The sequence below is a fragment of the Streptomyces sp. NPDC006655 genome, from assembly GCF_040703965.1.
Taxonomy (GTDB): Bacteria; Actinomycetota; Actinomycetes; order Streptomycetales; family Streptomycetaceae; genus Streptomyces.
The window spans coordinates 63803-82721 of record NZ_JBEYJU010000017.1 but is presented as its reverse complement, the minus strand read 5'-3'; the positions used below and the strand labels follow the sequence as shown (position 1 = coordinate 82721).

General features: G+C 70.7%; 11 protein-coding genes and 1 pseudogene. 5 read left to right on the top strand and 7 right to left on the bottom strand.

Annotation, left to right across the window (positions count from 1 at the left end):
• The first annotated feature begins 298 nt into the window (after positions 1–298).
• The 3 genes and pseudogenes from AB0958_RS13055 to AB0958_RS13045 all read left to right on the top strand — a co-directional run bounded on the left by AB0958_RS13055 (position 299) and on the right by AB0958_RS13045 (position 2372).
• Positions 299–823 carry a hypothetical protein gene (locus AB0958_RS13055; RefSeq protein ID WP_366890453.1) on the top strand — a complete coding sequence of 175 codons (525 nt, stop codon included), beginning with the start codon at positions 299–301 and terminating at the stop codon, positions 821–823.
• A 332-nt stretch (positions 824–1155) separates the two neighbouring features.
• Positions 1156–1323, top strand: a pseudogene (locus tag AB0958_RS13050) (ATP-binding protein); the annotation flags it as partial.
• Between the two features lie 173 nt (positions 1324–1496).
• Entirely contained in the window at positions 1497–2372 is an 876-nt protein-coding gene (locus AB0958_RS13045; RefSeq protein ID WP_366890452.1) for an alpha/beta hydrolase, read from the top strand.
• A gap of 37 nt (positions 2373–2409) precedes the next feature.
• On the opposite strand, the gene fxsT is transcribed toward AB0958_RS13045, so the two are convergent.
• The 5 genes from fxsT to AB0958_RS13020 all read right to left on the bottom strand — a co-directional run bounded on the left by fxsT (position 2410) and on the right by AB0958_RS13020 (position 11272).
• Entirely contained in the window at positions 2410–6354 is a 3945-nt protein-coding gene (gene fxsT / locus AB0958_RS13040; protein WP_366890451.1) for an FxSxx-COOH system tetratricopeptide repeat protein, read from the bottom strand.
• Positions 6351–7652, bottom strand: a complete 1302-nt coding sequence (locus tag AB0958_RS13035; RefSeq protein WP_366890450.1) for a TIR-like protein FxsC — start codon at positions 7650–7652, stop codon at positions 6351–6353. The genes fxsT and AB0958_RS13035 overlap by 4 nt, the downstream gene beginning before the upstream one ends.
• A gap of 109 nt (positions 7653–7761) precedes the next feature.
• A complete protein-coding gene (locus AB0958_RS13030) occupies positions 7762–8469 on the bottom strand; it encodes an AAC(3) family N-acetyltransferase (RefSeq protein WP_366890485.1) in 708 nt (235 codons plus the stop codon).
• Between the two features lie 91 nt (positions 8470–8560).
• Complete coding sequence (locus AB0958_RS13025; protein ID WP_366890484.1) at positions 8561–10939, bottom strand: FxsB family cyclophane-forming radical SAM/SPASM peptide maturase; 2379 nt, start codon at positions 10937–10939, stop codon at positions 8561–8563.
• 165 nt (positions 10940–11104) lie between these two features.
• Positions 11105–11272 (bottom strand): hypothetical protein, encoded by a 168-nt coding sequence (locus tag AB0958_RS13020; RefSeq protein ID WP_360513494.1) that lies wholly within the window; start codon positions 11270–11272, stop codon positions 11105–11107.
• A gap of 188 nt (positions 11273–11460) precedes the next feature.
• Between AB0958_RS13020 and AB0958_RS13015 the strand changes: the two genes are divergently transcribed.
• A complete protein-coding gene (locus AB0958_RS13015; RefSeq protein ID WP_366890449.1) occupies positions 11461–12378 on the top strand; it encodes a DUF4231 domain-containing protein in 918 nt (305 codons plus the stop codon).
• A 20-nt stretch (positions 12379–12398) separates the two neighbouring features.
• On the opposite strand, the gene AB0958_RS13010 is transcribed toward AB0958_RS13015, so the two are convergent.
• Positions 12399–12881 (bottom strand): hypothetical protein, encoded by a 483-nt coding sequence (locus AB0958_RS13010; RefSeq protein ID WP_366890483.1) that lies wholly within the window; start codon positions 12879–12881, stop codon positions 12399–12401.
• Positions 12882–13333: 452 nt separating this feature from the next.
• Here AB0958_RS13010 and AB0958_RS13005 point away from each other — a divergent pair, with 452 nt between their 5' ends.
• Positions 13334–13600, top strand: a complete 267-nt coding sequence (locus tag AB0958_RS13005; RefSeq protein ID WP_366890448.1) for a hypothetical protein — start codon at positions 13334–13336, stop codon at positions 13598–13600.
• Positions 13601–13751: 151 nt separating this feature from the next.
• Here AB0958_RS13005 and AB0958_RS13000 read toward each other — a convergent pair whose 3' ends face one another.
• Complete coding sequence (locus tag AB0958_RS13000; RefSeq protein ID WP_366890446.1) at positions 13752–18533, bottom strand: LamG-like jellyroll fold domain-containing protein; 4782 nt, start codon at positions 18531–18533, stop codon at positions 13752–13754.
• Between the last annotated feature and the right edge of the window lie 386 nt (positions 18534–18919).

The following is an 18919-nucleotide window of genomic DNA, read 5'->3' as shown; positions in this document are numbered from 1 at the left end:
CGCGTTGCGAGAGTGTCAAACGATGTCCATGGGGGCGTCAAGGCTTTTCGAACGATGTCCGGCTGGTCGAACGTCTCTCATCGGGAAGGGCGGGCCGAGTCGGTGGTCAGGTGAACGGCAGGTGCTCGACAACCAAGCCGTAGCCATGACTTGGCAGCCCGTCGCCCCGGACGAGTCCAATCTTCAACTAAGCATTCCCCTGCCCTGGCAAAGGGGTCTACCCGCATAGAGCGGTCCGGTGCTGTCATGCTCACGTCCGCCCGGAAACCGTACCGGGCGCCTCCCCGGGAGACCCCACATGTCCCGAATACGCCGTCCCCTCGTGACCACCGTCTCCGCGTTCGCCCTCGCCGTCGCGGGCCTCACCCTCACCACCGGCACGGCGCACGCCCAGTCGTGCAGCCAGGCCTACCTCCCCCTGCCCGACCCCGGTTGCCAGCCCGGTGACCTCAACCCCGACGTCACCCAGAGCACCATCGACTCCACCATCTGCGTCTCCGGCTGGACCGCGACCGTACGGCCGTCCAGTTCCTACACCACCGCGCTGAAGAAGAAGCAGATCGTCGAGTACGGGTACACGGACACCAGCACCTCCGACTACGAGGAGGACCACTTCGTGCCGCTGGAACTCGGCGGCGCCCCCAAGAGCGAGCTCAACCTCTGGCCCGAGCCGGAGTACGGCACCAAGACCGCCGCCAACAAGGACACCGTCGAGAACAAGCTCAAGAAGGCCGTCTGCGCGGGCACCGTCAGCCTCTCCGACGCCCAGGACGCGATCATCACCGACTGGACGACCGCCCTGTCCAGCCTCGGCCTCTCCTGACCCCGCCAACTTTGCTGCCCCGCACGAGGCTTGGATCCGCCACGTGCGGGGCAGAGCCCTCCTACCGGACACCGGGTGCCGGTCACGGTTCGGCACGAGGAGGGCGTCATGGACGGTCGGATCCGAGTACGCGTCGTTCGTCGCCCCGCTCCCCGGGGGCAGGAGATCGACCGCAGGACGCCTTCCGGGCGCATCCTGCCCTACTAGCAGCCGTGCCTGATCCTGCGCGGCCTGCGGCCCGGGGGATCCGGCGTAGGCACCTGCGCGGCACGTCCCGTCCCTCATGCGAAGGACGGGACGTTCGTCACGGGCTCTGGCGCGTCGTCACGTTCGAGGTGCGTGACAAGGGCCGCCTCACCGACCCGCTGGCCGGCCGCCGCCCCGTCCCCAGGGACCAGCACGGCGGCCGCGGCCTCCTCCTGGTCAACCTGCTGGCCGACCTGGTGCGCGTCCACACGGAACCGTCGGCGACGACCATCCGCTGCTGGTTCACCCACTGACCGCCGCACCCCCTTCGACCCGGTACCGCGCCGAACTGTTCGGTGACGCGGTGGAGTTGGCGTCGGCGGCCGTTCCGGTCCGGTCGACCCGTACGTTCGTTTCGCCCGGGGGCCGGGTGGGAAATGGTGGGGCAACGTGGTCCCGGCCAGGGCCGCGGGAGGGGGACACGGCGGTGCCGGATCTGGTGCGCACGACGGGTGGGCGGCGGCTGCGGGTGGAGGTGTCGGGGGACCCCCGGGGACGGCCGGTGTTCCTGCTGCACGGCATGCCCGGCAGCAGGGTGGGGCCCCGGCCCCGGCCCATGTTCCTGTACCAGCACGGCACCCGGCTGATCAGCTTCGACCGGCCCGGCTACGGGGGTTCGGACCGGCGCCCCGGACGGCGGGTCGTGGACGTCGTCGAGGACGTGGCGGCCGTGGCGGACGCCCTCGGTCTGGACCGGTTCGCGGTGGCCGGCCGCTCCGGCGGCGGACCGCACGCCCTGGCCTGCGCGGCCCTGCTGCCGGGCCGGGTGACGCGGGCGGCGGCCCTGGTGGCACTCGCGCCGCGGGACGCCGAGGGGCTCGACTGGTTCGCCGGGATGACACCCTTCAACGTCCGGGAGTTCCACACGGCCGTCACCGACCCGGAGGGCTACGCGGCCGGGATCATCCCCCGCTCGGCCGACATCCGCAGCAACCCGGCACGGCTGCTGGAGGACCTGCGCTCGGACCTGACCGACGAGGACCGGCTGATCGTCTCCGACAGCAGCATCCGCTCGATGCTGCTGCGCACCTACCACGAGGCGTTGCGCACCTCGCCGTACGGCTGGATCGACGACGCGTTCGCGCTGACCCGTCCGTGGGGCTTCGACCCGGCGCACATCGGGGTGCCGGTGCTGCTGTGGCACGGCGCGAAGGACGTGTTCTCGCCCGCCTCCCACTTCTCCTGGCTGGCCGCCCGCATCCCGCGCGCCCAGGCCGTCCTGGAACCCACGGCGGCCCACTTCGGGTCCCTGCGCGCCCTGCCCGGCGTACTGGACTGGCTGCTGGCGGGGACACCGGACTGACGGCCTCCCCGCCCGCCCGGCGGATTCCGGGGCCCGCTCACACCGCCAGCGGCTCCAGGTCCCGGTACACCCGCCGTTCCTCCACCGCGTAGCGGGTGATGCCGTTGTTCTCGCCGAGCTGCTGGCGCAGCCCCTTCAGCCTCCTGACGACGTCCTCGCGCAGGGCGCGGGCCTCCTCCGTGCGACCGAGGGCGCCCAGGGTGACGGCGCTGTTGCTGACCACGGCCAGCGCCTCGGGGTGCTGGGCGCCGAGGTCGGCGCGGAGCGCGTCGGCGCTGTGCCTCTCCCGCTCCCAGGCCTCCTCCAGACGCCCGGTCTCGGCGAGCACGATGGCGTAGTTGGCGGAGCAGAACTGGGTGTGCGGGTGGTGGGCGCCGAGCACCTCGGTCATCCGCTCCAGCACCTTGCGGAACACCTCTTCGGCCTGGTCCCGGTCACCGCAGCCCCAGTGGAAGACGCCGAGGTTGTTCATCGCGGTCTGGGTGTAGGGGTGGGCCTCGCCGGGCTTCTTCACGTACTCGGTGAGCACCTTCTGCGCGACGTCCCGCGCGGCCTCCGGGTCCTCGGCGGCGAACAGGTCGGCGGCCAGGTTCAGTTCGCAGGCGAGCGAGTCCGGGGTGGGCGCGGTGTACTGCGCCCGGTACTGCTCCAGGGTCGCCGCCGTCAGCCGCCGCGCGTCCTCCAGCTCGCCCGCCCGGCGCAGCGACACCGCGAGCGACTTCGCGCACCGCAGGGTGCCGGGGAACTCCTTGCCGAGGACCCGCTTGTGCTGGTCGTACGCCCGCGACAGCACCGCCACCGACGCCGTGTACTCGCCGACCTCGCGCAGGTCGCGGCCGAGGTTCTCGGCGGACGACAGGGTGTAGATGTGGTCGGCGCCGTGCACCTGGGTGCGGCGGGCGAGCGTGACCTCGTCGATCCCCCGGGCGTCCCGGTACCTGCCGACCATGCGCAGCGCCAGGGCGAGGTTGTTGGCGGCGTTCAGGGTGCGCGGGTGGGCCTCGTAGAAGAGGTCGCTGAAGCCGTCGTGCGCCTCCTTCGCCAGCTCCACCGCCTTCGTGTACTCGCCCAGCGCCGCGAGGTCGCTGGAGAGGCCGGAGGTGGTGATGAACCTGTGCGGGTGCCGGTCGCCGAGCAGCCGGCGCTGCCGGTCGAGCACGTCGTCGTCCATCTCCCGCGCCTCGACGTACAGGCCCTGGGAGCGCAGCACGTTGGCGAGCTGGCAGCGCAGGTACAGATACTGCTCGTCGTTCTCGCCGAGGGGTTCCTTCCAGTGGGCGAGGAGTTCCTCGGCGAGCCGCTGCGCGCGGGGGAACTCACCGCGCTTCCACAGGTAGCGGACGCGGTCGATGAGCAGCCTGCGGGGCTCCGCCTCCGTGCAGTTGCGGATGTCGGAGGCGGTGAGGTGCGGCCAGATGATGTCGAACTGCGGCCAGTTCTCGCGGTTGTCGGTGGGTTCGTCGCCCTTGGGGCGGGCTCCCCGGAGGATCTCGTGCACCGTGTGCCGGGCCCGGCGCCGGTCGTCCTCCGTCATCTGGGAGCGGATCACCGCCTGCACCAGGCGGTGCACCTGGATGGAACGGGAGATCTGGTCGACCTTGGCCAGGGCGAGCTGGCCGATCTCCCGCACCAGCTGGCCGATGAGCAGGCTCTCCGTCAGGGTGGCGTCGAAGGGGCGCAGGGCGCCGAGCATCTCGTCGCTGTCGTAGAGCAGCTTGGAGGAGATCGGCTCGGCGGCGAGGAACGCGCACAGCTGCAGCAGCCGTACCGACGCGGGCGAGCGCTCCTTGAGCCGCTCGATGGAGATGTTCCAGGTGGCGGCCACCGTCTCGGGGTAGTCCGAGGGCTGGTTGAGCCCCATCACCGCGGCGGTCTCCTCGGTGAGGCGGCGCAGGTACTCGGCCGTCGGCATGGCCGTCTCGGCCAGCCAGGCGCCCGCCTGTTCCACCGCGAGCGGCAGGTCGCCCACGGCCTCCGCGACCTGGTCGGCCTCCGCCGGGGAGAGGCCGGGGGCGCGCCGGGACAGGTGCTCGACGCTCTCCTGCCGCTGGAAGACGTCGACCGGCAGGGTCTCGCCCCTGTCCGACCAGGCCTGGTTGCGGGAGGTGACCAGGATGTGGCCGCCGCCGGTGGTGGGCAGGTAGCCGGTGAGGTCGTCGGGGTCGTCGGCGTTGTCGAAGACGAGGATCCACCGCTTGGTCGGGTTGCCGCGCGACAGCATGCGGACGGTTTCCTTGCTGGCCAGCGCCATGTCCTCGCCGCCGGGGGCGCCGATGCGGGCGCCGAGTTCGGCGAGCGAGGCCACCACGTTGTCGACGTTCTCGGCCGGCACCCACCACACCAGGTCGTAGTCGGCGCTGAACCGGTGCACGTACTCCAGCGCGATCTGGGTCTTGCCGACCCCGCCCATCCCGAACAGCGCCTGGTGCTGGGGCAGTACCGCGGTCATGCCGCTGCGCAGCTGCTCCCGCACCTTCTCCAGGATGTAACCCCGGCCGGTGAAGGTGCTGTTGCGCTGCGGCACGTTCCAGTGGTCGGGGACGTGGCCGGGGAACCGGGGCGCGGCGGGTCCGCCCTTGGGCAGCTGCGCGGGCAGTTCGAGCGCGCCGAGCAGCACGCTCTCGCAGCCCGCTTCGTCGCGGCCGTGCAGGTCGACGACGTCGGCCTGGTGCCGGTACGACTCCGGTGGCGGGACGTCGTCGACCTGGACCGGGATCAGGGTGCCCGCCGGGCTGTCGGCGCCCACCGCCGGGCCCGGCAGCAGCGCGGTGTGCCGGGAGCCGTACAGCGCCTTGGACCACAGCACGAGCACGCGGGTGCCGGGGGCGGCACGGTCCAGCGGTCCGGCGGTCAGGTCGTGCAGCGCGACGGTGCAGCCGGCCCGTTTCAGCAGCGACTCGGCCCAGTCGGCCCACATCCGGTTCTCCGCCGCGTACACGATGGCCACCTGCATCGCGGTGGTCTGCGGCCGCCGCCGGATGAACGCGTCCCGGCAGCGCAGCCGTACCGCGTCCGGGATCTGCGGCAGCGCGGTGACCTCGTTGTCGGTGATGAACGCGGTGAGCCGTTCGAAGGCGGCCAGCAGCGACTTCGGGTCGCCCTTCTTGTCCCCGACGACGGCGAGCGTCTCCTCGTACGCGTAGTACGGCTTGTACGGGATCTCGACGCTGCCCCAGTAGGCGGTGATCTCGTCGGCGCTGAGGCGCTCCCCGCCCGGCCCCTTCGGCAGTCCGGCGAACTTCGCCCGGGCCAGCGCGCGGCCCGCCTCCACCTTGTCCTTCTCGCCGTCGTCCACGCGCATCGGCACCGGCAGCACCCGGATCCGCCGGTTGCGGTGCTCGTCGCCGACGCTGTACGCCACGTCCGCGGCGCCGTCGAGGGCCTGGTCGCTGAAGGTGAAGCAGTCCACGAGGACGTCGGGCATCTGAAGGGTGCAGATGTCCGCGGTGTCGGAGCGCCCGGTGCGCGAGTCGATCAGCACGTAGTCGTACGACCGTTTCATGCTGTCGCGCAGTGCCTCCAGGAACATGCCGCCGCGCAGCCGGTCGTAGAAGTTGTCCCACTCCAGGGAGGACGCCGTGCCCGAGTAGGCGCGGAACTGCTTCCCCGCGGAGAGGAAGTCGAGCGCGCCGCCGTTCTCGAAGCCGAGTCCCTGCCGCTCGGGGGAGAGCGACACGGCGTGCTGCTCCACGTCCGCGTATTCCAGGTGCCAGGGTCCCGAGCGGGTGATGCCGTCCGTGGCCGCCCAGGCGTAGTCCTGGAGGATGTTCAGGACGCCCCCGGTGGCGGCGAGCACGTTGGGGTCCAGGAACGGGTGGAAGAAGCGGTCCAGGCCGGGTGCCTCCAGGTCCCAGTCCACGGCGAGGACGCGTTTGCCGTTGGCGGCGAGGATCCATGCCGTGTTGGCGAGCGCCATCGTCCGTCCGGTACCGCCCTTGTACGAGTAGAAGGTGATGATGCGTCCGTCCGGTGCGGCCGTCATGCGTCTCCTCCGGGTTCGTCGCCCGCGTCGGGGTCGGACGGCTGGTAGGGGTCCGCCAGGCGGGGCCTGGGGATGTCCGGGCCCGGCGGCAGTCGGACCTCCGCGTTCTTCAGGTACTGCCTGGTCGTGTACGCCACCACCTCGGGCAGCACCCTGGTGAAGGCCTTGAGCGTGGGGACGCCGTTGACGGCGAGCCGGGCGTCGCCGCGCCGCGCCCGTTCCAGGATGGTCGGCATCACCCGCTCCAGCTCCTCGGCGAGCCGGCGCCCCTGCTCGCCGTGGTTCTGCAGGTCGGCGCGGCAGCGCGGCACGATCGCGCTCACCCACGGGCGGGCGTACGCGTCGAACGTCTTCAGCCTGCTGCGGCGTTCCTCGTCGGTCAACGCCCACTGGTCCACGAGCAGGATCCCGGGCTGCCGGTCCCCGGCCGCCTGCGTCTCCTCGCCGGGGCTCTCGTCGTCGAAGGCGACGACGCTCACCCGGTAGTCCAGGGAGCGGATCAGCTCCTCGGCGTGCGTGGACAGCGACCGGGTCGACTCGGTCTGGTACGGGTTCCAGTCCAGCGCGTCGTCCCCGTAGGGCCCGGGGTCACGGGTGTGCGGGACGCTGTCCTCGGTGGGCGCGGCCACGGTCAGCCGGATGTGCCGGGGCCCGGTGCCGGGCGGTTTGAAGGCGCTCGGCGTGCTCTCGTAGTCCCGCGGGCGGCCGGGCGGCAACCGGGACTCGCGGGCCGCCTGGACGATCCGTTCGGCCAGGCCGTACACGGTCTCGTCGTACTCGTCGCGCAGCCGGCTGAGCTTGATCAGCCCGTAGATGCCGCTGCTCAGGTACCGTCCGCCGGACGAGGTGTCCTCGACGTGGATGCGCCGTACCGAGTCCGGGAGTTCGCCCATGTCGACCCGGGTCCACAGGGCGGGCACGATGGCCGACGCGGTCGCCGTCCCGTTGGTGCGGGCGTTCAGCATCCGCTCGTGGAACGCGTACCACTCGCGGCCGCACATCTCGCTGGAGAAGTAGCGCGGCGAGAACAGCGGCACGAACACCCGGCAGGTGGCGAGGTTCTCGCTCAGCTTCTCGGGCCAGCCCTCCCCGGAGCGCATGTCCCGGTCCATGAAGCCGGCCTGGGATCCGGCGGGCAGGTCGGTGAGCGCCATGATGTGGCTGCACAGGTCGTTGAACAGCACCCGCACCCAGTGGTCCGGGTCCCCGCTGTCCGGGCTCCACTGCGGGGTGTGGGCGTACGACAGGAAGAAGTAGGGCCGGTTGTCCGGAGCCCGATTCTGCACCCGTTCCCCCATGTCCGCACGTCTCCCTGGCCCTCGGCAAGCCGCTGGACCGCCCCCGTCGTCAACGCCTGAGCCGGACTCAACAATGTGCCCGAAGGACCCCGCTTCCGGTTCACTGTTTTCAGGCCAAAGCCCGTCGATATCCAGACATCTGACCCTTGGCGTGTCTCACCACGTCCCGCATGGAGCACAGCACGACCGGCTTCGCCGCCCACTCGGCCGCGGTCAGCAGCCCGCCCGGCAGCCGGGCGCCGATCTCACCGAAGTCGCTGTCGTCCAGGGAGAGATCACGGTACGGGACCCAGTTCCCCTTGTCCCCCACCACGCACCGGTACACGCGCCGGGGCGGCCTCGGCCGCATCAGGTACTCGGCGTAGTGGAACGCGCTGCACACCTCGAACCCGACCCGCAGCAGCAGGATCTGCGCGTCGGCACGGTACAGCCGCGCCATCGGGGAGAGCCTGCCGAGGTGGCTGCGCAGCGGATGCCTCCTGAGCAACTTCGGTGCCTGCGGGCCGAGTCCGGCGAGCGAGGTCTGCGGATGCGCGCTGCGCACGGCACCGGGCGTCGACCGTACGCACTCGGCGAGCGCGCCCATCGTCGGGCACTCGGTGGCGTCCGGGTCGAACGGCGCCATCGCGGCGCGGTACTCGGCCGCCTCCCGCTCGCTCATGCCCGCGACGGCCTCCAGGTGGGCCCGGGAGGTGTCGGAGTTCTCCGGGGTGAACGCGGGCACGACCAGGGTGCCCGCGGGGCCGAGCGCGGCCCGCAGCGCGTCCCGGACCAGCTCCGGGGCGGTCCCGGTGCCGCTCAGCGAGGCGTGCACCATCAGCACCCCGCTCCGTCGCACACCCAACGAGCCGAACAGCTCTGCCAGTTCGGCTTTTCGCGCCGTGTCGCCGGCGGTGGCGCACGGCTGTTCAGTCACGACGGGCCGCCCACTGCGACCACATCCGGGCCACCAGTACGGCTCCGGTCGCGGTCAGTTCGGACTCCGGCAGCAGGGTGAGCGCGGTGAGGGCGCGGGCCGCCGCCGGGTACGCCGCCCGGCCCAGCTCGTCGTCCGCGCGGTCCAGCAGGTCGCTCGCGGGGCTGCCCGGCCGGTGCAGGTCGGCCGTCTCGCGCAGGGCGGTGAGCCTGGCCCGGCGGCCGATGCGCGGGAGTTCCCGGGCGAACTCCTCCGGGGTCACGTCCACCGCGACGCCCAGCGCCCCGAACCCGTGCGCACCGAGCAGCAGTCCGCTGCCCGCCTCCAGCGGGGTGAGCACGGTGGGCCGGAACGCGTCCGGGTCGGCGCGCGGGCCGGACGCGTCCTTGCCGAGCAGTTCGTAGGCCCGGCCGAGCCGCTCCACGAAGTCACCGCTCGTGAGCGGCGGGGCGACGCCGGCCGGATAGCAGTCGCGGTAGGGGTCGGCGTCGTCGACGAGCGGGCCGTCCTGGGCCAGCAGGCGGCCGAGCGGGCGCCAGCGGCTGGCGGCGGGGGCCCCGTCCAGCCGGACCCAGCCGTCCTGGACAGACCCGCTGAGCGCACCGTCCCCGGTGTACGCGCGGTCCCTGGTGTGCGCGTGGTCCCTGCCAACCGAGCCGTCCTCGCGGTCCCCGGCGTCCTCGCGGTGTTCGGTGTCCGCACGGTGTCCGGTGCTCGCGCGGTCCCCAGTGTCCGCGTGGTCCGTGCGGACCCAGCCGTCCTCACGGTCCCTGGTGTACGCGTCGTCCTCGCCGTCCTGTGCGGTCGGTTCGCCGGCGCCGCGCACCCGGAAGGCGTCCGGCGCCACGGTCACCTCGACGCGGCCGGGGGCGGCCAGCCGGTAGGTGCCCCAGGTGGGCAGGTGCAGCCGGGTGCCGGGCTGGTCCCAGGACAGCGTGGCGGACCATCCCGCGCGCAGGGCCGCCGCGGCGGTCAGCGACATGAACCGGGCCGTGTCGGCGGGGCCGCGCAGGGAGCGCCTAAGGCCGGTGCGCACATACGGGTGGGCGAGCACCTCGTCGAGCCGTGGGGAGGTCTCGGGGTCGGCGTCCAGGGCCAGCAGCAGCCGCCAGGCCTCCGCCGCGTCGGGCTCGGCCACCAGCTGCTGCCGGGTCCGCCGCAGCAGCAGGCGGTCCAGCTCCAGCTGTGCCCAGCCGAGCCGGTCCTGGCTCAGCACGGCCGGGGCGAAGGAACGGTCGGTCACGCGGTCGGCGATGCCCTCCACCAGCGAGCGCAGGTCGCCACAGAAGACGCTGGGGTTGTCGAAGCCGTTCTCCGCGCGGTACCGGTGCCCGTACAGCCCGCCGCCGCAGGACCGCACCACCGGGCAGCGGCGGCAGGTCTCGCTGATCCCCTCGACCCCCTGCTGCCGTGCCCGCACCCCGGGATGCGCGGCGAACTCCGCGAAGCCGTGCCGGAAGACGTCGTATCCGGTCTCCGGCGCCCCGGCGAACGCGATCTTCAGCCAGTCGGCCTGTTCGAAGGTGCCGTCCGTCTCGATCACGGCGAGGTCGCTGGGCGCCAGCCCCATCGCCTCGGTCAGGGGCGGCCCGCCGCGCAGGGTGCTGAGCACCGAGTCGAAGGTCCGCACCGGCATCGGGCGGCCCTGTTCCTCCCAGCGGTCGAACACCGCGAGCAGCCAGTCGGCGTACGGGGTGGCGGTCCCGTCCGGGGTGGCGGTCTTGTCCGGGTGGGGCGGCGGGCTGTCCCAGGTGGAGTGCGGAAGCAGGTAGTCGATCCGCGGCGGGGCGAGTTCGGTGAGGGCGTCGTGCACGGCGACGGGGTCGTTCGCCACGTCCACGGTGCACAGGATCCCGCTGAACAGGTGACGGTACTCCGGTTCCTGGAGCAGCCGGATGCCGCGGACCACCCGGTCGAAGCTGCTGCGGCCCCTGCGGTCGAGGCGGTGCCGGTCGTTGGCCGCGCGGTCGCCGTCGAGCGAGACGCTCACCTGGACCCCGAACTCCCGGCAGACGTCCAGGTGCCGCCGGTTCAGGGTGACCGCGTTGGTGTGCATGCGCAGGTCGAGGGCGGTCAGCGGGGCGAGGGCCCGGGTGAGCTCGGCGCAGATGTCCCGTAACCGGGCGGGCCCGACCAGCAGCGGCTCCCCGCCGTGCAGGATCACCGAGACGGACTCCAGCGCCCGTGCCCGGGTGTACTCGGCCAGCCGCCCGGCGACGGCACGGACGGTTCCCGGGCGGATGAAGGTGGGGCGGGACCGCCAGCTCTGGTCGGCGTGCTGGTACACGTAACAGTGGTCGCAGAGCAGATCGCACCTGCTGTGGATCTTGAGGACCAGCTGTCTCAGGGGTGGGCTGTCGGGCGACTGGATCGTCACCGGAGGCAGTCTGTCAGACCTCCCGCCCCCGGCGGGCCCCAAACAACATGACGACGACGAACATTGACGCTCTGTCAGCGCACTGACGTGGGTACGGGCGGCGCGCGCCGGGGCCGACGCACCCACGTCCGGGTGACGTTGCCGTGGCGTGCTGCCCGGTCAGGCCGCCGAGTTGAACGTGACCGACCGGCTCGACCGGTGGTCGGGGGCGTCGGTCACGCGGCCCGTGTCGCGCGCCGTGGAGGCCGCGTACGGGTCGATGTCCGCCAGGGGGGTGTGCCGGGCGGCCGGCGCCGGGTTGCGCAACTGCGTCGAGGTGGTCGTCATGATTGTTTCGTCGCTCCGGTTCGGGCTCGCGGAACCGAGACTGGTCCCGATGGTGCGGACCCTATACCAGGAATGCCGTGCGAACCTCTTGTGCACGGGCCGGGTTTCCGTACTCATTGATGTCTCAGACCTGTTTTTCGGGGGCGCGCGAAAGCCTTCGGGGGCGCGCAGGGCATTCGGGGGGCGTCATGGGGGCCGCTACCACTCCGGTACCGAGCACCACGCTGGGCGAACGGGATCTGCCACCGCTGTTCCAGGTGAGTGACCAGTGGGCGTTGCACCACCAGAGTGACTCGTTCCGGGCCGTGCGGACGCATCTGCTCGTGCTGCTGCTCGCCACCACGGCCGCCGTCCTGACCGAGCAGGCGTCCGGCCACGTCATGGCGGTGCTCGCCGCGCTGCTGTACGCGCTGACGATCGTCCTCGGCCTGAACACCTCGCGGCGGCGGTCCCGCGCCCACTGGCAGGCGCACCGGGCCGCCGCCGAGCTGCTGAAGTCGCTGGCCTGGCAGTACATGGCGCACGGGGGCCCCTTCCACTCCGCCGTCGCCGACCCGGACGCGGTGTTCGCGGAGCGTCTGGAGGAGCGGCTGCGCGAACTGCGCGCCTGCGGCTGGGAGGACTCCCGCGACGGGGCCGGGGAACGGGGGCGGGGCCAGATCACGCCGCGGATGCGCGCCGAGCGCGCCAAGTCGTTCGCGGCGCGCCGGGACCTCTATCTGCGCGACCGGCTGCTGGAGCAGACGGTCTGGTACAAGAACCGGGCCTCCCGGGCGCACCGCGCCGCCGCCCGCTGGTCGGCCGTCACCGCCGCGCTGACCCTGCTCGCCCTGGCCGCCGCCCTGCTCAGGACCGTCGGCCTGCTCGGCGGCGCGGACCTCGCGGGCCTGCTCAGCGCGGCCGCCGCGGCGGGCGTCGCCTGGCAGGAGGTACGGCGGCACGGCCCGCTGACGTACGCGCACTCGCTCATCGAACAGGACCTGGAGACCGCCCGGATCGCCATGTCGACCACGGTCACGGAGGCGGGCTGGGCCGAGGCGGTCGGGGAGGCGGAGCGCCTGATGTCGCCGGCCCACACGGAGTGGCTGGTGCGGTTCGGCACCTGAGGCCGGACCTTCGCGCGCGGTCAGTCCCGCAGCGCCCCCTCCGGCCACAGCACCGTCACCGGCACGCCGAGGCGCCGCGCGTGGGCCACCACGTCACCGGTGCCGCCGAGCCCGCGCGCCGGACGGCCGTCCCACACGGCGAGCAGTTCGTCGGAGTGCTCCACGATCCACCGGCCCGCCGCGAAGTACGCCTCCTCGTGCGTGGGCTGGACGGGCAGGTCGACGCGGTGCGCACAGGACCGCAGGATCCTGCGGTACGACGCCTGCGCCGCGTCGTCACCCAGGTGGGCCTCGTAGTCCATGCCCGGGATCACGGCCGTCACCGGGACGCCATGGGCGAGGGCAAGGTCCGCGAACAACTGGTCCGCACCGGCCGCGAGACAGCTGAGCGCCTCCAACGCCACGCCGGTCCGGCTGAGTTGGAGCCGCAGGGCGGTGCGCACGAAGGGCAGTACGGACGACGGGATCGCACGGTGCCCGGTCACACCGAGCCGGGTGACGATGCGTCGGGGGACCCCTGCCGCCTCGGCCGGGCGGGCGGCGCTGTCGGCTGTCACGGAGGCTGTCACGGAACGTCTCCTCCCGTCACCTTGGGTAAGTACAGCCTAACCGAGGGATGACCGGGCGTGCAGGGGGCGCATCGGCGCAATGGCCCTCCACGGCGGCGCGGGTCTGCCGAATTGGGCCCCCGTAACCGAGCCGCGGGGGCAGCACCCCACTCCGTGGAACTGATGCGGGTGATGCAGCTGAGGCCGACTGAACGTTGTCCCTGTCGCAGCAGGCGTGATCGTGGCGACCGTGACCGGCAAGCTCGGATTGTAGGCCCAGAACAGCAGGCGCGGTGGAGAACAAGGAACGCGCCATGCCTGATCTCTTGCTGTCCGGAGCTGGGCAGCACCCCGCTGAGTGACACCGCTGACACGCAGTACGACCCACGGGTCATCTGGCACATCACATGGATCAGGAGGCAACCACGGCACAGCTCGCCGACCTCGTCTCCTTCGACAAGCTTCTCCCGTACTTCACCGGCATCGGCGAGGAATCTGCGCCGCACCTGCACGGGGATCCCTTCAGTGGCGGAACCGCCCAGTTCTATCCGGCGAACAGCCCGGCCCAGTTCGACCTCGCGGACAGCACCCGTACCAACCGCACCGCTGTGGTCACGGGCGTCCTGATTCCGTTCGCCACCCCCACCTACTGCTGCATGTTCCGTCTCACCTAGGAGCGCCTGCCGCCGCGGTTCGGGGGCTGCGGGGCTACGCATGGCCGCCCAAGTACCAGACCTTGGCGCTCAGGTATGGCCGAAGGCCCTCGCCTCGCGGCGAGGGCCTTCGGCCTCCCGGAAACCCCCCTGCATCAGCGGGGTGGTTTGGTCAGGTGTAGTAGCCGCTGCAGTCGACGATGAAGTCGACGGGGCCGGAGCTGTTGTTGTAGATGCTGATCCGTCCGCTGGCGTCTGTGGGTGTGAGGGTGAGGTTGGCGATGGTGTCGCCGGTCCCCCAGTTGAGGTTGCTGGTGGCGGGTTTGCCGGTGCTGGTGGGGTAGGCGACGCCGTAGCCGCTGCCTACCGTGTTGGTGGCGGTAAGTATGGCGGCGAGGGTGGGGGTGGTGGCTGTGGTGATCTGTTGGGTGGTGGCGGTGCTGAGGGTGTAGGTGCTGTTGGCGGCTACGGGGGTGCTGGTTCCGCCTATGCCGCTGCGGGTGTCGACGAGCCGGGTCGGGTTGACGGCGTGGAATTTCTGGCCGCCCGTGCCGGTCGTGTAGTAACCCGAGATGTCGGCGAGGACGGCGGTGGCGTTGCTGTGGACGGAGACGGTGATGGTTCCGGAGGTGCCGATGGGGACGTCTCCGGAGAGGGAGGCGATGGCATTGCCGGTGTTGAAGCTGAGGCTGGTGGCGGCGGTGGGGGCGTATCCGGTGGCGTATGCCTGGAGGTAGCCGCTGCCGGCGGCGTTGGCGGCGGCGAGGTTGACGGCGACGGCGGTGGCGTTGCTGGGGACACCGTTCAGGCTGGTGATCTGCAGGGTGAAGTTGGTGCCCGCGGCCACGGTGCCGGTGCTGGTCAGGCTGGTGTGCGCGACGCTGGAGCGGGTGTCCAGGGCGCGGACCGCGCTGCCCAGGGGCGTGTAGGTCTGGTCGCCGGTCAGAGTGGGGTCGCTGGTGAAGTAGCCGGTGACGTCGACGAGGAGGGCGGCGGTGCCGGTACTGCTGTCGATGTGGGTGTAGAGGTCGATCTTGCCGTCGTTGCCGACGGGGACGATCTGGTAGCCGGTCGCGGTTGTGGAGGCGGCGAAGTTGGTGGATGAGGTCTTGGGGCGCTGGGTGCCGTCGGCGTAGGCGGTGACGTAGCCGCTGTCGGTCTGCGCGGTGGCGGTGACGTCCACGGCGACCGCGGTCACGGTGCTGGGGATGGTGGTGGGGGCGCCGCTGACGGGGGTGGTGACGGTGTCGCCCGCGATCTTGAGGTGGGTGACGGAGTCGGGGGTGACGGTGCTGGCGCCGGCGGTGATGCCGCTGGTGTAGGTCAGGCCGCTACTGCTGCGGGTGTCGAGGATGCGGGTGGGGGTGACGGCCTGGTGGTAGCCGGCCGGGGTGTAGGGCTGGACCGGGGGTACGGCGGCGCCTGTCCAGGTCTGGGCGCGGGCGAGTTCGCCGCTGAAGTAGTCTGCGCGGGCGCTGCTGTGCCAGTCGTCGCCGAGCTGGAAGTTGCCGCTGGCGCCGGTGCTGGGCGCGGTGTGGTTTCCGGTGGCCACGAAGACGTCGTCGACGTAGAGGTTCATGACGCCGGTGGTCTCGTTGTAGGTGGCGGTGAGGTGGGCCCAGGTGCCGAGGTGGACGGTGCCGCCGGTGACGGTGTCGAAGGCCCAGGCGGTGCCGACGCCGGTGTTGAGGCTGAACTGCCAGCCGTCGCTGGTGGGCAACAGCAAGATGCCGGAGTCGGCGCTGCCGCTTTGGGAGAGGACGGCGCCACCGTAGGCGGTGGGGCTGGCCCAGATGGAGACGGTGAAGGATTTGGTCAGATCCAGGGCTTGGGCGCTCTGGAGGTAGTCGTGGTCGCTCGCGGCGAGCTGGACGTCGGGGTCGAACAGGCCGCCTTCGGGGGCGGTGACGCCGCTGGTGCCGGTGAGTCTGACTGCGCTGGTGCCTCCGTCCTTCGCGGTGAGCGGGGCGTGTGGGTCGCTGTTGTAGTCGTTGAGGGGCCAGTCGTGGGTGTCGGTCGTCAAGGCCTGGCCGGTGAGAGTGGAGAAGACCGCGGTGGTACCGGAGAGGGTCATCTCATGGGCGGTAGCGGTGCCGGTGTTGCTCACGGTCCACAGGTCGGGTGTGCCGTCGTTGTTGATGTCAGCGGCCTGGAGTGTGGGCTGACTGACGGCATCCCAGCCGGTGGAGGCTGCCTCGACGGAGGTCAGGGATGTGGCGCCGTAGGCCAGGGCTTGGAGGTTGTCGGGGCTGAGGTACCAGAGCTGACCGTGGGAGGGGTCGCTGGTGTCGGTGCTGGTGTCGCGGGCGAACAGCTGCGGCATGCCGTTGGCGTCAAGGGTGCTGGTGATGGTCCAGCCACTCCAGTCGGTCGTGCAGCTGGTGGTGGTGCTGGCGTTCTGGGCGAGGCAGTACGGGTTGTAGTCGGACAGATCGAGGGAGCCCTGCTCGGTGCCGGCTCCGATGTACATGCCCTGCCCTGTGGACGGTTCGTCGTAGAGGGAGCCCTTGACCAGCAGGAGGAGGTCTGGGTAGCCAGTGGGGGCGTCACCATTGAGGGTGTTGAACAGGCTGCCACCGCTGGCGATGGAGGTGGTCGGTGTGACGGTGTTGGTGGTCGTCCCGTCGTCGTTGGTGGTGGTGTCGGTCAGGGCGAAGACACCTGCGGAATTGGTGATCGGGATGGAGTCGATGGGCTGCAGGTCGGTGCCGTCGCCCTGCCCGCGCAGGATTTCACCGCTGATGGCGCCGGTGGCGGTGTTGTAGGAGTAGTCGAGGACGTCGTTGAAGCCGGCTCCGGTGAAGAAGTGGCCGGTGATGGCCTGCGTGCTGGTGAAGGAGCCAGGGGTCTGGGCGGTGGAGATGCCGTTACCGTCAATGCCGATGTTCCGGGCAACTGCGTCGATCTTGCCGTTTCCGGCTCCGGTGGCCTGCCAGAGCCCCGAAGGTAGGGAGTTGGTGCCGCCGACAGCGATCAGGTCGGCGTTGCCGTCGCCGTTGAGATCGTCGTAGGCGGCAGTTGCGGGAGCGTGGGCGACGAATCGGTAGTCGTAGGTGTCACCGATATTGCCGCTTGTGCCGACGGCGGTGACGGTCAGGACGTTGGTCTGGGTGGTCGGCTTCAGGGAGATGCTGGCGGTGTAGGGGCTGGAGCTCCCGGCGGTGACACTGACCGGGTTGCCGCCGTTGAGCTGATAGCGGTAACTGCCAGGAGTCGTGGTGGTGTTGGTGTCCGCGATGGTGAAGTTTGCGGCTGTGCCTACTGTGCAATGGAGAAGGTCGCCCGAGGGGCTGTCAGTGAGTTCGGGGCAATGGCTTGTAGTGGTGGATGTGTCGGGGCTGATGCTGGGGGCCCCGGGGGCGGTGGGGTCGTAGTAGAAGTGGCAGATCTTCGACTGGCTGCTCGTCAGGTCGTGGTCGGTGACGGTGAGGTACCAAGCGAACTCGGTCTTCGCGGTGAGTGCCTGAAAGGGCCCGGACGTGCTGGTGTGGGAGTAGAGAGTGCTTGCGGTAGTGCCGCTGGCGGAGTCGACCGCCCGGGTGTAGGTCGTGCCGCTTGCCATGTTCTTCAGGGTGAAGTTGGCGGCGAGCGGACTGGTGGTGCCGTCCGGGTCGGACACCCCGGCACGCAGAGTGACGTCCCCCAGGCCCAGCGAGGTAGGAGTTGCGGCGGTGCAGCTGGTGCTCGGGCTGGTGGTCAGTGAGGTGGGGACGTTGGGGGTGTGGTCGTAGGTGGTGGTGATGGTGGCCTGCTTGCTGAACTGCTTCCAGGCCAGGTCGTTGGATTCGTCGGCAGCCTTCAACTCGAAGGTGGCCTTCGACCACTTGTTGGCAGCGGCTTGCTCCATGAGCGTGCGGATGTCGAAGGTGACGTCTGCAGGGCCGCAGTCGGTGGACCAGCCGTGGGCGACAGTCTGGCTGCCGAGTTCACCGAGCTTGAGGTGTGTGGGCTGGTTGTTCCACGTCGTGCTGGAAGAGATCGCGTTGGTCCCGTAGAGGTCGATTTCCTCCTTGGTGCAGGAGGCCGACCAGTTCTCGTAGAAGGAGATCTCGGAGGAGATGATGTCGTCCGCGCCCCAGACGCTGCTGTGGATGCTGGTCTGGAAATAAGCCCGGTTGGTGGACACATCGGAGGTCCAGTCGGTGTAGCCGACATGCAGGGGGCCGGGAGTGGACGCCGCGGGCTTGTAGAACGAGGTGTCAGGCCACTCGCTGTCGACGAACGCCCACGCCTGGACGGTGTCGGTCTGACCCGAGGGAATGAAGGTGGGGTCGATGTAGACCGGGTAGACGGTGCCCTTGCCTCTCAGCAGGCTGCGCGCGGGAGAAAGGCTGATGTGTCCCCGGTGGTAGGCGGCCTTCAGGCTCGCCTTGCGAGCGGCGTCGCCCGGCGAAACCGGGCTGGAAGCAAGGGGGACGCCACTACGACGGTCTACGGTCTGCCCGGTGCGCGGGTCAATCGTCTTCGGAGTGTTCGCGGCAGGCCGGCTGGAGTCCCACATGGTGGGGGCGCTGGCCGAGAACAGGGTCTGCCCCTTGCGGTTCTTGGCGGCGATGTCACCGGCCGCGTCACTGGCCAGGGTCACGCCCGTGGCCTTGGCGGAGAGGTTCAGGCTGGTCAGTGCGGGGTTCGCTGCGGCGGTGGCGTTCTTGACGACCAAGACCTCGCTGAACCCGCCGGTGTCCTGTGCGGTGACCGCGAGATCCACGCCGGGCAGGACGTTGTGGTACGTCGCCATGGGTCCCGACAGGGCAGGCGTGTGCAGGGTGAAGGCCGGCGGGAGGGAGACGGCCAGGGAGCCGCTCCCGGCCCGCATGGTCGCCAGAGGGCCGTCCGTATTGCCATCGGAGAGTGCCAGGGCGCTGGTCGACACTCTGGGGGAGACGGTGCCGTCCGCGTGACGCACGAGCGTGGGATCGAGCTTCTTCCATCTGCCGTGGACCCGTTTGCGCACCGGGGCGAGCGTCTGTCTGAGCGTCAGTGTGCCGTTCGGGTTCGCGGTGAGGGTAGAGGAGTCTGTGGTATCGGCCGTCGCCTGGACCGGCTTGCCGGTTGCCCGGGCCTTGGACAGGGCTTCAGCCTCCCCCAACCCGGAGGAAGCACCGGCTGGCGTCCGGGTGGTCGTGCTGGCGTGAGGTGTAGTGGCCGCATGGGCGAGGCTGGGAAGGCCCACGGTGCCACAGATCGCCACAGCGATCGCGCTGACGAATGTGAGGCTCGCCCACGATCGAGGCAGAGAAGCCCGTGAATTCTTTTGCACTTTCTTTCCCCCAGGTATTTTCCTGATGAAAATCCGGTCTAACTGCCCTCAGTCGACGTCGATCAATCCTGAACGTGTGT

Bases quoted from the DNA above. Each gene is read 5' to 3' on its own strand.
- AB0958_RS13020 (WP_360513494.1), bottom strand. From the start codon at position 11,272: ATGACGACCACCTCGACGCAGTTGCGCAACCCGGCGCCGGCCGCCCGG.
- AB0958_RS13005 (WP_366890448.1), top strand. From the start codon at position 13,334: ATGGATCAGGAGGCAACCACGGCACAGCTCGCCGACCTCGTCTCCTTC.
- AB0958_RS13030 (WP_366890485.1), bottom strand. From the start codon at position 8,469: ATGGTGCACGCCTCGCTGAGCGGCACCGGGACCGCCCCGGAGCTGGTC.
- fxsT (WP_366890451.1), bottom strand. From the start codon at position 6,354: ATGACGGCCGCACCGGACGGACGCATCATCACCTTCTACTCGTACAAG.
- AB0958_RS13055 (WP_366890453.1), top strand. From the start codon at position 299: ATGTCCCGAATACGCCGTCCCCTCGTGACCACCGTCTCCGCGTTCGCC.
- AB0958_RS13015 (WP_366890449.1), top strand. From the start codon at position 11,461: ATGGGGGCCGCTACCACTCCGGTACCGAGCACCACGCTGGGCGAACGG.
- AB0958_RS13035 (WP_366890450.1), bottom strand. From the start codon at position 7,652: ATGGGGGAACGGGTGCAGAATCGGGCTCCGGACAACCGGCCCTACTTC.